Here is a 14567-nt window from a genome sequence, read left to right on the forward strand (position 1 = left end):
CGCCCATGGTTCCCCTGGTGCTCGCCGCCGGTCTGACGGCCGCCCCGCCGGCGACCGCGGACACGTCGGCCACGGCGGCGCGGAGCGCGGTCACCGTACGGATCGACCCGTCGTACCGGCAGCAGGAGTTCGAGGGGTGGGGCACGAGCCTCGTCTGGTTCGCCAACGCCACGGGCGGCTACCCGGAGCCCATCCGAAGACAGCTCGTCGACATGCTGTTCGGCGAGGACGGGCTCGGCCTCACCATCGCGCGCTACAACATCGGCGGCGGCAACGCCCCGGACGTCCGCAAGGACTACATGAAGACCGGCGCGACGATGGACGGCTTCTGGAAGGCCCCCGAGGGAACCACCCGGCAGGACATGGAGTGGTGGGACCCGGACAACCCCGACCACTGGGACTGGGACGCCGACCCCGGCCAGCGCTGGTGGGTGGACCAGATCAAGGACAAAGTCAGCAAGTGGGAGGCGTTCAGCAACTCGCCGCCCTGGTTCCAGACCGTCAGCGGCTATGTCTCCGGCGGCTTCGACGCGAACACGGACCAGATCCGCGCGGACCGCGCCGACGAGTTCGCCACCTATCTGGTGAAAGTCAGCGAGCGCCTCGAAGAGGAGCACGGCATCGACTTCGACACCATCGCCCCGCTGAACGAACCCAACACCAACTACTGGGGCACCCAGATCGGCGCGAACGGCCAGCCCACCGGCGGCCGCCAGGAGGGCGCGCACGCGGGACCGGCGCTCCAGCAGAAGGTGCTCCTCGCGCTCGACAAGGCGCTCGAAGGGGCGAAGACCGACGCCGAGATCTCGGCGATGGACGAGACCAACCCCACGATCTTCACCCAGAACTGGAACGCGTACGACAGCGCCGCGCGGACGGCGGTCCCCCAGCTCAACGTGCACACCTACGGCACCGGTATGCGCACCAGCGCCCGCGACATCGCCAAGGGCGCGGACAAGAAGCTCTGGATGAGCGAGGTCGAGGGCACCTGGGGCACGGGCACCGACTTCACCAGCATGGAACCGGGCCTCGGCATCGCCACCCGCATGGTCGACGACATGCGTGAACTGGAGCCCTCCGCCTGGGTGTTCTGGCAGCCGATCGAGGACTCCGTCCCGCAGGCGGCGGCGGGCAAGAACTGGGGCAGCATCCACGTCCCGTTCAACTGCACGGCCACGGACACCCTGGAGACCTGCCCGATCCGGGCCAACTCCAAGTTCCACACCATCCGGAACTTCACCCACCACATCCGCCCCGGCGACCACTTCGTGAAGGTCGACGACCCGTCCAGCGTCGCCGCTGTCAAGAAGTCCGGGCGTGCGGCCACCGTGGTCCACGTCAACGGCGGCACGACCGCGCGTTCCGTCTCCCTCGACCTCTCGCGCTTCGGCAGGGTCTCGTCCCGCGCCACCGTCACCCCCGTCGTGACGAGCGCCGACGGCGCCCTCGTCGAGGGCACCCCGGTCCGGGTGGCCGACCGCTCGGCCACCCTCGACGTCCCCGCCAAGTCCGTCACCACCTTCCTGGTCGAGGGCGTCGGCGGTGTGGCGAAGGACGCCGCACTCGTCCAGCCCGACCACGTCTACCGCCTCCAGGGCGCGCAGAGCGGCAAGTCGCTGACCCCGTCGGAGGACGGCACCGGCGTCGTCATCCGCACGACCGACGCCGCGAGCGCCCGGCAGCTGTGGTCGGTGGAGCAGCTGACCCCCGGCACCGACAACCGCGAGCGCTACGCCCTCACCAACGCCGACACCGGCGGGCGGCTCGCCGTGCGCGACAACCAGGCCGTCCTCGAGGACCCCGCCGACGGCGAGGTCCCGGCAGCGGCGCAGTGGGTCATGTCGACGACGGGCGACGGCAGTTGGACGTTCGTGAACGCCGCCACCGGCCGTCTCGCCGAGGTCGCCGGGCAGTCGTCGGCGGACGGCGCCAAGGTGTCGACGTACACCCCGACCTCGGCGGGCAACCAGCGCTGGGCCGTGACCGACGAGACCGTGCTGCGCACCGAACGGGCCGAGGCGTTCACCGTCCCCGGTCTGCGGCCGAAGCTGCCCGGGACGGTGACTCCGGTGTTCCGGGACGGCGCCCGTGGCTCCCTGCCCGTGGTGTGGGACCTGCCGTCGGAGCGGAAGTGGCGCAAGCCGGGGACCGTACGCGTGACGGGTGAGGCGACCGACGCCCTCGGCCGGAAGATCGCCGCGAAGGCCCTCGTCACCGTCGACACGATCGCCTCGACCGTCCCCGCCCGCGCCAAGACGTACGTGGGGGGCGAGCCGGAACTCCCGGCGACGGTCGTCGGCGTCGGCCGGCACGGTGGCCGGACCACCCTCCCGGTGACCTGGGACGCGGCCCCCGCCGGAGCGTTCGACAAGAGCGGCGTCGTGACGCTGTCGGGCACCGCGGAGGTCGTCGACGGCTCCACGGCCGACGCGACCGTACGGGTCCAGGTCACCGAAGCGACGGAGGCCAACATCGCGACCGACACGGGCGTCTCCGTCGCCGCCACCTTCACCGAGAGCGGCTACTCCGCCGAGCGGCTGCGCAACGGCACCACCGCCGAGAAGGCCTGGTCCAACTGGAAGTCGGGCACCAAGAACCCGTCCGACACCATCACCTTCGGTCTCCCGAAGGCCCGCGACCTGACCCGGATCGTCGCCCACTTCCACCGGGACGGGACCAACGCCTCCTTCCCCGAGAGCCTGAAGGTGCAGGTCCGGGCCACCGAGAACGGTCCGTGGACCGACACGGGTGACTCCGTCGCGGTCGGCACCGAGGGCACCCCGGTGATCGACGTCCCGCTCGACGCGGGCCCGGCGACCGGCGTGCGCGTGGTCATGACCGCGCGTCAGGGCGGCTACATCACGATGGGCGAGATCGAGGTGTACGCCAAGGCCCCCGGCGTCTCCTCGGACACCGCCGCCGCCTCCATCGAGGTCGCCGGCGAGCCGATCGGGTCCTTCGACCCCGAGACCACCGCCTACCGGGTCGTCACGGACCACCCGAGCCGGGCGGAGGTCACGGCGACGGCCCGCGACCCGTACGCGACCGTCACCGTGGACAGGACCGGTGGGTCCGGTGGGTCCGGCGGGTCCGGCGGGTCCGGCCGGGCCTCGGCCGTCGTCACCGTGACCGGCGAGGACGGTTCGGGGACCCGGAAGTACCGGATCGAGCTCGTACGACGCTGAAGCGGCCGGCGGGGGCCGGTGACGGTCCCCGCCGGTCGGCACGCGTCCCAGGTCAACTGCTCGTGCAGGTCGCCCCGTTGAGCGTGAACGCGGTCGGTGCGGTGTTGGTGGCGCCCTTACTGCCGATGAACCCCACCGTCACGGAGCCCGCGGCCGGGATGGTGGAGGTGTAGGAGGCGGGCTTCACGCTCACCGAACCGCCGCTCTGCGTGGCGGTCCCGCCCCACATGTTGGTGATCGTCTGCCCGTTGGCGAAGGTGAAGGCCAGGGTCCAGCCGCTGACGGCGGTGGTGCCGGTGTTGCGGATGACGATCTCGCCCTGGAAGCCGCCCTGCCACTCGTTGGTGGCCCGGTACGTCACGGCGCAGTTTCCGCCGGGTGTGCCGCCGCCCTCGTCCGTCGTGACGTTCACCGTCGCCGAGCGGGCCGACCGGTTCCCGGCGGCGTCCCGTGCGTAGACGGCGAAGGTGTACGCCGTGTCGGCGGTGAGGCCGGTCAGGGTGACGGAGTGGGTGGTGGAGGCCGCGAGCTTGGTCTCGGTGGAGCCGCTCACCCGGACGACGTCGTAGCCGGTGACGCCGACGTTGTCGGTCGCGGCGGTCCAGGAGAGCGTCGCCGAGGTCGCCGTCACCGCCGAGGCGGCCGGGGTGCCGGGGGCGGTCGGCGCCTGGGTGTCGCCCGGGTTTCCGCCGCCGAAGACGGTGGCTTCCTTCGCCGTCTGCGCGATGCCGTCGGCGCCGTTGAAGATGCGTTGGCCCCAGGCGCTGAGCCGTGTGGGGTCGAAGCCGATCGACAGATCCAGGATCGGGTCGGTGTTACCGCTCCAGGACCACGCCAGATAGCCGAGGTCGAGCCGCTCGGCGGTGGCCATCATGGTGTCCTCGTCCGGATCGCCCCACTGGTCGGCGGGTCCGCCGAACTCGCCGATGAGGATGGGCAGTCCCGCGTCCACGAAGGCGCCCAGGTAGTCGGTGATCTCCGCGGCGGTGTCGAAGACGCTGTACATGTGGATCGAGAAGATCAGGTTGCCGGTGGTGTCGGCGTCGTACACGGACTGGGCGTTGGCGCGCATGACACCCTGCCAGTCCTGGCCCCAGTTGGGCGCGTCCACCATGATCGTGTGCTCGAAGCCCGCGGCCCGCAGCTTCTGCACGGCGGCGATGGTGGGGGCGGTCCAGCCTGCGGGGTCGGTGTTGCCCCAGGGCTCGTTGCCGATGTTGACGATGACGTAGTTCTCCTCGCCGGCAAGGACGTCCTTGAGGCCGAGCCAGTAGTCGGCCGCGTGGTCGAGCGTCCCGGCCGCGGCCTCCTCGCCGTATCCGGTGGTGTCGTGCACCTCCAGGACGCAGATGAGCCGGTTGGCCTTGCACTGCGCGACGACGTTCGCCACGTCGGCGGGGCTGTTCTCGGTCCAGCGGTGTCCGTCGGAGAGGACGACGCGGACGGTGTTGGCGCCCAGCGCCTTGATGTCGGCCAGCGACTGCGTCTCGCCCGGGTACCAGGTGTGGGCGTGGTTGACGCCGCGCATCACGAAATCGTTGCCGTTGCCCTCCAGCAGCCGGCCGTCGCTGATGTGCAAGCCGGCGGCTTGGACCTCGGGCGCCGACTGGGCCAGGGCGACGGACGGGGCGAGGACGCCGAGGAGCGTGAGCCCGATCAGGCCCGCGAGTCCGGCCAGCAGGGCGCTCAGGGGGTTTCTTCGCTGCGTGCTTCTTCCAGTTCTCATCGCGACTCCAGGTGGGGGTGGGCGCCGAGAAACTCAGGCATCGAAAAGTGTGGGGTGGTTGCCATGAGCTATGGGAGCGCTCCCATGAACCCATCTCGCCCCGTACACGTCAACCCTTCGCGCGGGTTCGGCTCCGCAGACCCGCCCGGACCGCCGCGGCGACGACCGCGTCCCGTTCCGCTCCGGTGAACCGGCCCTCGGACACCCACCCGTCGGCGAGGGCCCGTACCGCCCGTACGAAAGCCTCGGACGCCGGGAAGGGCGCCTGCGCCCAGAGCACGTCGAGGAAGGTCAGACCGTCGCCTCTGGTGCGGTTCGGGACGCCCGAGTCGGCCGTGCCGAACACGACGAGCGGCTCGGAGCGCCTGAAGTAGGCGTGGTAGCGGACGTCGTTCCCGACGAAGAACGGCGCGAGCGTCAGGCCGTGCGTGGTGAAGTGCAGGGGCCTGCCCTCGGGGCGGATCACGTCCGCGAGATCGCCGCGCAGGGTGAAGTCCTTGTAGAAGGAGAGGCTCCGGAACCCGGCCTCCGGGCTCTGCGCGACCAGCAGCAGCGGACCGAAGAACACCGACTGGACCGTGGGATCGTCCAGGGCCCTCTCCACCCGCAGCCGGTACGGCGCGGAGATCCCGATCCGGTCGCCGCGCCGCCAGTTCCGGCTCAGCGTGAGGTACGACCCGGGCACGGCCCCGACCCGCTGCCGGACCCCGTTGACCGTGACGGTGAAGCCACCCGTGGCCCAGGACGGCACCCGCAGCCTCACATCGAGCCTGCCCCCGCCCTCCCGGAACGTCAGGGTGCGGACGCCCTCCGCCGGGTACGCGCTCGTCTGCTCGACGACGAGACCCCGCTCCGGCCACCGCAGGGTCGAGGCGAGATACAGGTTCACGTACAGCGTGTCGCCGGCGGCGGAGCGGAAGTACACCGAGTCCTGGTACTTCGTGTGGTTCTCCATGCCGGTGCCACCGCAGCAGGTGCCGGTGTTGCCGTACTCGCGCACGACCCCCGGGCCCATCCCGACGAAGTAGGTGACCTCCGGACCGCTCGTGCTCGCCGCGTCCCGGCGGGAGGCGAGGATGTGGTTGGTCAGGCCCCGCTCGTAGTAGTCCATACGGGCCGCGTCCGGCTCCCGGAAGAACAGCTGCCGGCTCAGCTTCAGCATGTTGTACGTCGCGCAGGTCTCGGCGTTCCTGTCGTCCAGCGTGGCCGCGATGGCGCCCCGCGCCTTGAACATCTCGCCCTGCCCCGTACCGCCCAGGCTGTACGTCCGGGGTCCGGCGACCATGCCCCAGAAGTTCCGCGCGGCCTCCGCGTACCGCTCCTCCCCCGTCTCGTCGAACAGCCGCAGATACCCGGTGAACTGCGGGATGTGCTGGTTGGCGTGCCGCCCGTCGAGGATGTCCCGGTCCTGGGAGCAGGCCTCCAGCAGCGCGGTGTTGTCGAAGCAGCGGGCGGCGGCGAGGTGTTCCGCCCTGCCGGTGAGGGCGTGGAGGTCGGCCATCACCTCGTTCATGCCGCCGTACTCACCGGCGATATAGAGGGACCACATGCGCTCCAGCTGCGCCTTGGGCAGCCCGCCGAGCCTGCTGTGCACCCAGTCGCCCATGGCCGAGGCGATGGTCAGGGCCTGTGCGTTCCCGGCCAGGGTGTGCGCGTCGAGGAGACCCCGCATGATCTTGTGGCAGGTGTAGTACGGCGCCCAGATGGTCGGGTAGGTCGCATAGCTCTCCAGCAGGATGAACTGCGTCTCCGGGTACGCCGCCAGGAAGCCGGGGTGACTGGGTCTCGGCGTACCGCGCTCCGCCAGCGCGGCCTGGCACTCCCCCAGCGCGCCGACGAGATAGTCCAGCTTGGTCTTGAGGGCGGCCTCCCGGGTGTCCGCGTACGCCTGGGCGACGAGAGTGAGGAAGTGGCCGCCGTAGTGGCCCCGCAGATTGCCGTCGGCGGTCTCCCAGCCGCCGGGCGGCCGGGCCCCACGCGTGTCGAGACCGGCGTTGGCGCGGAAGACGGCCAGGACGCGGTCGGCCGGGTAGGACCGGGCGTAGGTGAGCATCAGGTCACGCTTGGCCTTGAACACACCTTCGCCGAGGGTGACTTGGTCCAGGGGGAAGGGACGTACCGCCCAGGTGGAGGGGAGGGGCGGCGGGGCCTGGGCGGCGGCAGCTCGTGTCGCCGGGGCGGCATGCGCGAGCGAGGTCGCCTGCACGAGCGGAGCGGCGGCCGCCGCTCCGGCGGCGAGGGTCAACAGCCTTCGCCGGGTGAGGGGTTGGGACATTCTCTCGACTCCGATCGTCGGTTGTGCGGTGTGTGGGGGGACGGGTGAGCGCCGGTCCGGGGAGGCAGGCGGTCACCGAGCGGTCATGGAGAGCCAGTCGTGGGCGGTACCCGGGGGCCGGTCCCGGACAGTCGTGGAGGGCCGTCACGAGCCGTCGTCGTGGGTGGTGACGACGGTCGCCGGCCGGGTGGCCGCCCGGCCGGACCGGGTGGGGACGCGCTCCTCCACGAGAGCGGTGATCTCGACCGCGCCGGTCCGCCGTACCCGCACGGTCGCGGTGTCCGGCCGTGCGGCCCGGTCGGCGATGCCGGTGACCCCTACGCTCGTGCCGCCCTCGGCGACCTGCTCCTCGGTGAGGGCGGGCCGGGGCGGGCGAGCGGGCCGTGGTGCCGTCCCCGTACACCGGCGTCACCTGACCGGGCAGTGCCGGGACCGTGCCAGGGTCCTGTGCCGGTGCCGTCCTCGTGGTCCGCGCACGACTACCTCCCCGCGCCGGTGCCGCTGTCCGCGCCTTCGCTCCTGCCCTCTTCGGCCGTCGGAAGCCACACCCGCATCGTCGAGGGGCCCCGATCGGCCCAGGAGTGGTAGGGCACCAGGACGATCTCGGCGGGGTCGGCGGGCTGCTGTCCTCGCGGGTGGCCGAGCGGCTGGTACGGCCAGGCCGCCCCGCTCCGTCCGCCGCGCACGGCGACCTCGCCCGCGACCACGACGGTGTCGCCCGCGCCCCCCGTACGGCCCGGCCCGTCCTCGGGGTCGACGGACGTGTCCACCCGTACCGCGTCGACCTCGTGCCCGTCCGGGAGGTCGACGGACTCGGCGCAGTACACCAGCGGACCGCGCTGGACGGCGACCGTGCCGCGTACGGCGTCGATGCGGGGGTCGGCGTGGATCCAGCGCGGGGCGACGGGCAGTTCGAGCCGTATCTCGTCGCCGGGCCGGAAGACCCGGGTGACGGCCGCCGTGCCGGGGGCGGCCGGGCGGCGTACGCCGTCGGGGTCGACCAGCCACGCGGGGGCACCGGCCGCCCACTGGGGCACCCGCAGGGACAGGGTCCAGGGGGCGGCCGGGGAGCGGGTGATCCGGACGGTCACGGTCCCGCCGGAGGGGTAGTCGGTGCGGACCCGCAGGGCGACGCCCCGGCCGCCGGTGAGGGAGGTGGCGAGGTCGGCGTCGGCGTACTGGTGCAGTTGCACGCCCTCGTCGTCCGCGGTAGCCAGGTAGCCCGGCAGTTGGGCCAGGGTCCGCGCCACGTTGGTCGGGCAGCACGACACCGCGAACCAGGGGGCCCGTAGCCCCGAGTCGGCCCGGGGGCTGTCGACGTCCGGCCGCGGTGCCACGCCCCGGTGGCGTCGGTGCAGGGTGTTGGCGTAGAAGAAGGACCGGCCGTCCGCGGACGGGGAGGTCGCGACGACGTTGAACAGGGTGCGCTCGACGAGGTCGGCGAAGCGGGGTTCGCCGGTGGCGAGCAGCAGTCGCCAGCCGAGCATCACGGAGGCGACTCCGGCGCAGGTCTCCGAGTAGGCGCGGTCGGGGGGCAGGACGAAGTCGGCGCCGAAGGACTCGTCGCGGTGGTGCGAGCCCATTCCGCCGGTCAGGTAGGTGCGGCGGGCGACCGTGGCCTCCCACTGCCGTACGACCGCGGCGAGCAGTTCGTCGTCGCCGGTCTCCACGGCCACGTCCACGGCGCCTGCGGCGAGGTAGAGGGCGCGGACGGCGTGGCCGCGCAGGACCTTGGCCCCGCGGACCGGGAGGTCGTCCTGGAAGTAGGCCCGGCCGAACTCGCCCTCGGCGAGGGTGCCGTGGCCGCGTCGGTCGACGAAGAGCGCGGCCTGGTCGAGGTAGCGCTCCCGGCCGGTGAGCCGGGCCAGTTCGACGAGGGCCGACTCGATCTGCGGGTGGCCGCAGACGCCCTCGATGCCGCCGGGGCCGAAGGTGGCGCAGACGTGGTCGGCGGCGCGCCGGGCGATCTTCGCGAGTTCGCCCTCGCCCCGGGCGCGGGCCTGGGCCACACCGGCCTGGACCAAGTGCCCCTGGCAGTACAGTTCGTGGCCCTCTTCGAGGTCGCTGTAGCGGGACGGTTGTCCCGGGCGGCCGAAGGCGGTGCTCAGGTAACCGTCCGGTTCCTGGGCGGGGGCGACGAGGTCGGTGAGGGCGGCGATCCCGGCGTCCAGCGGGGCACCGTCGCCGTTCGCCGCCGCCCAGGCCATGGCTTCGAGCAGCTTGTAGACCTCGGAGTCGGCGAACTCCCGGCCGCGCCGGTCCCGTGGGAGCCTGCCCTCGACCGCGGCCCGGAAGTTGCCGGTCCAGCCGACGCGGTCCATCCAGTCGCGGCAGTGGTCGAGCGTGGCGGTGGTGTTGGTGTGCCGTCGCCGGGCCCAGAAACCCCCGGTGATCCTGACCTCGTCGAGCCCGAGCGGCCGCAGCCGGCCGCGGGTCGGCGCCACGGGCAGGACGGATGACGTCACCGCGTTCTCCCTCACCTGTTCATGCCTTCGGTTGGTCCCTTCGGTCGTCGGTCGTCGGTCGTCGGTCGTCGGTGGGCCGCCACGTCCTCGGAGACGTGGGGGTCAGCCCTTGAGCGCGCCGGACATGAAGCCCCGGACGTAGTGCCGTTGCAGGAGCAGGAAGAGGAGCAGGCAGGGCACGGCGAGGACCACCACGCCCGCCTCGGTCGCGCCGTAGTCGACGGCGCCCATGCTCTGCTGCCGCAGATTGGCGACGGCCAGCGGCAGGGGCGCCTTCTCGCTGTCGGAGATGAGGATCAGGGGCGCGATGAAGTCGTTCCAGGCGGCGAGGAACGCGAAGAGGCCCACGGTGATCAGTCCCGGCCGTACCGCCGGGAGGAGCACCCGGCGCAGCGCGCCCGCCGTGCCGCAGCCGTCGACGAGCGCCGACTCCTCCAGTTCACGCGGCACCGCCTCGAAGGAGATCCGCATCATGAAGGTGGCGAAGGGGAGTTGGAACATCGCGAGCACCAGGCTCAGCCCGATCAGCGAGTTCTGCAGATGGAGTCTGCCGAGCAGGACGTAGAGCGGGATGAGGAGGGTCGCGTACGGGACCATGAGGATGGCCAGGGTGAGCAGGAACAGCAGGTTCTTGCCGGGGAAGTCGAAGCGGGCGAAGGCGTAGCCGCCGAGCAGGGAGACGCCGAGGGTGAGGGCGACGGTCAGCGCCGAGACGACCGTGCTGTTCAGCAGGTACCGCCACAGACCCGCGTCGTACGCGAGCAGCGTCCGGTAGTTGCCGAGGCCGTGACCCGAGTCCTGCGCGGTGCCGGGCTGCGGGCTGACCGACGCCCAGGTGTTCCATAGCAGCGGAAAGAGGAAGATGACGGCCAGACCTCCGGCGACGACGTAGTACGGCGTACGGCCGAGGGTGCGGGACAGCACGGTCGGTCCCCTCTCATGAGGTCTCATGACTCGTCGGCGCGGCGCAGGCCGCGGAACTGGAGGGCGTTGAGCAGGAGCAGCACGGCCAGCACGATGATCGACAGGGCCGCGGCGGTGCCGAGGTCCAGCCGTTGGAAGGCCTCTCGGTAGATCAACTGCACGACGGTGACGGTGCTGTTGTCGGGGCCGCCCTTGGTGAGGATGAAGAACTGGTCGAAGGCGAGCAGCGATCCGGTCACGCACAGCAGCAGGGTGAGGGCGAGGGACGGGCGCAGCAGGGGCAGCGTGATGGAGCGGAAGATCTGGGCGCGACTCGCGCCGTCCATCCGGGCCGCCTCGTACACCTCGTGCGGGATGCGCTGCAGACCCACGAGCAGGATCAGCATGTAGAAGCCGGCGAACTTCCAGACGATGAGGAACACCGTCGACAGCAGGGCGGCCGTCGGCGTGCCGAGGAACGACACCTCTTCGTCGACGAGACCGAGCCCGTCCAGGATGTCGCCGAGCGGGCCGGTGGCCGGGCTGTACAGCCCCCAGAAGAGCAGGGAGGCCGAGGCCAGGCCGAGGGCGCTGGGCAGGAAGTAGACCGTGCGGAAGAAACCGGCGCCCGGACGGGACTCCTGGACGAGCAGGGCGAGCAGGAGCGCCAGGCCGAGGAGGACGACGGTGACGACGCCGGTGTAGAGGAGCGTGAAGCGGACGGCGGGCCAGAAGAGCGGGGCGTCGGTGATGTCGGTGTAGTTCTCGGGGGCGTTGACGCCCCGGTCGCCGGTGAGCAGCGGCCAGTCGCTGAGCGACATCTGCCCGACGAGCAGGAGGGGCAGCAGGAAGAAGACCGTGACGAACACGGCCGTGGGTGTGGCGTAGGCGAGCCCCTGAACCTTGCGGGACCGCCACCGGGGTGCCGACGCGCGTGGCGGGCGGCCCCGGTGTTCGTCGGGCCGGGCCCGGTATGCGGTCGGCGCGGACTCGGCCACCTTCACCTGCATGCCTCTCCTCCGATGACGGTTCCGATGACGGTCGCGGGGGCGTGGGAGGCGTGACGAGCCTCAGTCGGCGAGCGACTTGCTGACCGCCTCGTTGTCCTGGTCCACGGATGTCCCGTCGCCGAAGACGGCGTCGCGCATCAGCGTCAGCCAGGGCCCGTTGGGGTCGTTGAAGGTCTGGCCGAACTTCAGCGCGTACGGGGTGTGGCCGTCGGCGACGAGTTCGTTGATGGCGACGAGGCGGGGGTCGGCGTCGGAGTGCTTGTTGGACGCCAGGTCGGTGCGGGCCACGACGTCCTTGTGCGCGGCGACGACGTCGACCTGGGCCGTGTCGCCGAGGGTCCAGGCGAGGAAGTTCCAGGCCTGGTCGGCCTTCTCGCTGGTCGCGGCGATACCGATGGCGTCGCCGCCGACGAAGGTGGACCTGCCGCCGTCGGGGCCGGGGATGGGGGCGACGCCGAGGTCCATGTCCTCGGGCATCAGTCCGAGCGTGGTCGACGGCATGGGCATGACCCCGACCTTGCCCTTCGGGAAGATCCCGGTCCAGGTCGTGCCCGTCTCGTCCTTCGCGCCGGGCGCCACGATGTCGTCGTCGACCCAGCCGCGGTAGGTGTCGTAGACCTTCTTGGCGGTGGCGGATGCGAGTCGCGCCTCGGTGCCGTCCTCGTTGAGCACCTCCTCGCCTCCGGCCCAGATGGACGGCCACCAGGTGAAGACGCCGCAGCCACCGCAGTTGCCGCCGAAGAAGGTCCCGTCGACGCCGCCGAGCGCGTCCACGGCCCGCGCCTGCTCGTCCCACTCGGCCAGGGTCGTGGGCGGCTTCTCGGGGTCGAGCTTCGCCTTCCGGTAGAGGTCCTTGTTGTAGAAGAGCACCGACAGGTCGAGGGTGTGCGGCACCACGTACTTCTTGTCCTCGTACGTACCGGCCTTGATGTGCGACTGGGCGAGGTTCTCGGCGAAGGGCAGCGCGTCGACGCGGTCGGTGAGGTCGGCGAAGAGGCCACTGGAGGTGTAGTTCGGCACGAAGACCACGTCGGAGGCGAACAGGTCCGGCAGATCCCGGGAGCCGGCGGCGGCGCCGACCTTGGCCTGGTAGTCGTCGGTGGGGACGACGGTCAGCTCGACCTTGTTCTCGTGGCTCGCGTTGTACGCCTTGACCAGGGCCTCGCTCTGCGGTCTGGTCGCGGCGCGGGTCCACATCGTCAGCGTGGCGCCGTCGTCGACGCCGGTGGCGTTCGCCGCTCCGCCGTCCTTGCCGCCGTCGTCCGCGCTGCCGTCCCCCGCCCCGCAGGCCGTGATCAGGCTCGCGGCGGCCAGCAGTGCGACGGCGCCTGTGACGAGGCGGCTCGCGCGGCCACGTGGTCCGACCGTGCTCCCCATGTTCGATCCCCCTTGTTTCGCGACGGGCCGTGCGGGGCCCGCCGGCCGGGACGATGGCTGTGGTGGCACTGAACCGAGTGTCGGAAACGAGCGGAAACGAAAGAAACTACGTGGGAACGAAAGGAACCGAAAAGGCTTTCTGAGACGCTAGGCCGCACCCGAATACCCGTCAATCCCCTTACAGGGAGCGGTTGTCGGCGGCACACAGAAACCCATGACAGCATCGTGACCGAAAAGCTTCGCGTAAGGTCGTAGGGTTCCGCGTGGGGCGTGCCGTCCTCGGCGAGATCGGCACGCGTGGCGAGACAGGAGATCACCCGTGACTCCACCCACACGTAAACGCGCGGGCTTCCTGTGTCGGTGGCTAGGCCACGTCGCAGAGGACCAGCCCGGCCCTGTTGAGGACGTTCGTCGCGCCGACGTGGTCCGCGTTCGCGGTGAACCCGCATCTGACGCATGCGAACTTCGCTTGGGTGGCGCGGTTCTCCTTCGCGGCGTGCCCGCATGTGGGGCACGTGCGGGAGGCGTTGCGCGCGTCCACCGGAACCACGAGGCGACCGGCGCTCTCAGCCTTGTTCGCCAGGATCTGGAGGAACCGCGTCCAACCCGCGTCGAGGATACTGCGGTTGAGCCCCGCCTTGGCTGCGGCGCCGTTCGGAAGGAAAGCACCGCCGCCTGCGTGGTCGGGCTTGGGCTCGGGTGTGCGGGTCATCCCCGCCGTGTTCAGACGCTCGTGCGCGACCGCGTCGTAGGCCTGTACCAGAGCGCGGGCCGTCTTGTGGTGGAAGTCGGCACGCCGGCGACGGATCTTCGCGTGCGGCTTGGCGACTTTCCGGGCCGCGGCGCGGTGGCGCCTGGTGCGCTGCCGGGTCCGCTTGGGGAACGTAGCGAGATGCCCCTGCGCTTCGGCCAGTTCAGCGGCCATCGCGTCGAGGAAGCGCGGGTTGGCGACGTGTTCGCCGTCCGAGGTGGTCAGGAAGTGCGTGACACCCATGTCGATGCCGACCACCGCGCCCGTCGGAGGGAGGGGCTCGGCGGGGACGTCGTCGCAGGAGAGGACCACGTACCAGCGGTTCCCCTCGCGCTTGACCGCGATCGTCTTCACCCGGCCCTTGACGGGCCGGTGCTGGTGCACGCGGACGTGCCCGACGCCCTGGAGGCGGACGCGGGTCTGCGAGTCGTCTGGGGTCGAGTCCCAGCGGCAGCCGTCGCCGTCCTTGGGGAAGACGACGGTGTCGAAGTGCCCGACGCCCTTGAACCTGGGGTAGCCCGGCGTCTCGCCGTTCCTCACACGACGGAAGAACGCCTGGAAGGCCTTGTCCAAGCGGCGCAGCGTGGCCTGCTGGGAGGAGGACGACCAACGCCCCTGGCGCTCCGCATCGAACGCCCGGATGTCCTTGAGCTGGGCGGACCGGTCGCCGTAGCGGACGGTGGTCTTCGAGCTGTGCCGGTAGGCGTCCCGGCGCTCCTGAAGCGCGCCGTTGTACAGCGAGCAGTGGTCACGCAGCATGTCGCCCAGCGCGGCCGTCTGACGGGCGGTGCGGCGCAGGAGGAATTCGTACGCGCGGATCACGCCTGCCCCTCCTTCTTCCAGGGACGTTCCCGCTGGGTGTCGACGTATCGAAG

9 protein-coding genes are annotated in these 14567 nt (G+C 71.3%); 1 reads left to right on the forward strand and 8 read right to left on the reverse strand.

Going from position 1 to position 14567, the window contains the following annotated elements; genetic code table 11:
* Window positions 1-5 precede the first annotated feature (5 nt).
* Entirely contained in the window at window positions 6-3185 is a 3180-nt protein-coding gene (locus OG202_RS08045) for a glycoside hydrolase (RefSeq protein WP_327732316.1), read from the forward strand.
* A 52-nt stretch (window positions 3186-3237) separates the two neighbouring features.
* Here the strand turns inward: OG202_RS08045 and OG202_RS08050 are convergent, their stop codons facing one another.
* From OG202_RS08050 to OG202_RS08085, 8 genes are all read right to left on the reverse strand, one after another.
* The gene (locus tag OG202_RS08050; RefSeq protein WP_327730788.1) at window positions 3238-4911 is read right to left on the reverse strand and encodes a cellulase family glycosylhydrolase; all 1674 of its coding nucleotides are present in this window, start codon (window positions 4909-4911) and stop codon (window positions 3238-3240) included.
* A gap of 109 nt (window positions 4912-5020) precedes the next feature.
* A complete protein-coding gene (locus OG202_RS08055; protein WP_327730787.1) occupies window positions 5021-7186 on the reverse strand; it encodes a glycoside hydrolase family 127 protein in 2166 nt (721 codons plus the stop codon).
* A gap of 144 nt (window positions 7187-7330) precedes the next feature.
* Complete coding sequence (locus tag OG202_RS08060; RefSeq protein ID WP_327730786.1) at window positions 7331-7456, reverse strand: hypothetical protein; 126 nt, start codon at window positions 7454-7456, stop codon at window positions 7331-7333.
* A 209-nt stretch (window positions 7457-7665) separates the two neighbouring features.
* The gene (locus OG202_RS08065) at window positions 7666-9651 is read right to left on the reverse strand and encodes a glycoside hydrolase family 127 protein (RefSeq protein WP_327730785.1); all 1986 of its coding nucleotides are present in this window, start codon (window positions 9649-9651) and stop codon (window positions 7666-7668) included.
* A gap of 102 nt (window positions 9652-9753) precedes the next feature.
* Complete coding sequence (locus OG202_RS08070; RefSeq protein ID WP_327730784.1) at window positions 9754-10575, reverse strand: carbohydrate ABC transporter permease; 822 nt, start codon at window positions 10573-10575, stop codon at window positions 9754-9756.
* 23 nt (window positions 10576-10598) lie between these two features.
* A complete protein-coding gene (locus tag OG202_RS08075) occupies window positions 10599-11564 on the reverse strand; it encodes a carbohydrate ABC transporter permease (protein ID WP_327730783.1) in 966 nt (321 codons plus the stop codon).
* A 60-nt stretch (window positions 11565-11624) separates the two neighbouring features.
* A complete protein-coding gene (locus OG202_RS08080; RefSeq protein WP_327730782.1) occupies window positions 11625-12941 on the reverse strand; it encodes an ABC transporter substrate-binding protein in 1317 nt (438 codons plus the stop codon).
* A 364-nt stretch (window positions 12942-13305) separates the two neighbouring features.
* Window positions 13306-14514, reverse strand: a complete 1209-nt coding sequence (locus tag OG202_RS08085; protein WP_328222553.1) for an RNA-guided endonuclease InsQ/TnpB family protein — start codon at window positions 14512-14514, stop codon at window positions 13306-13308.
* Window positions 14515-14567 lie beyond the last annotated feature (53 nt).

The organism is Streptomyces sp. NBC_00310, from assembly GCF_036208085.1.
In the GTDB taxonomy this organism is placed as follows: Bacteria; Actinomycetota; Actinomycetes; order Streptomycetales; family Streptomycetaceae; genus Streptomyces.

What these genes read in the sequence shown, in the direction of transcription:
- OG202_RS08075 (WP_327730783.1), bottom strand. Translation starts at nt 11,564, where the DNA reads ATGCAGGTGAAGGTGGCCGAGTCCGCGCCGACCGCATACCGGGCCCGG.
- OG202_RS08050 (WP_327730788.1), bottom strand. Translation starts at nt 4,911, where the DNA reads ATGAGAACTGGAAGAAGCACGCAGCGAAGAAACCCCCTGAGCGCCCTG.
- OG202_RS08080 (WP_327730782.1), bottom strand. Translation starts at nt 12,941, where the DNA reads ATGGGGAGCACGGTCGGACCACGTGGCCGCGCGAGCCGCCTCGTCACA.
- OG202_RS08055 (WP_327730787.1), bottom strand. Translation starts at nt 7,186, where the DNA reads ATGTCCCAACCCCTCACCCGGCGAAGGCTGTTGACCCTCGCCGCCGGA.
- OG202_RS08045 (WP_327732316.1), top strand. Translation starts at nt 6, where the DNA reads ATGGTTCCCCTGGTGCTCGCCGCCGGTCTGACGGCCGCCCCGCCGGCG.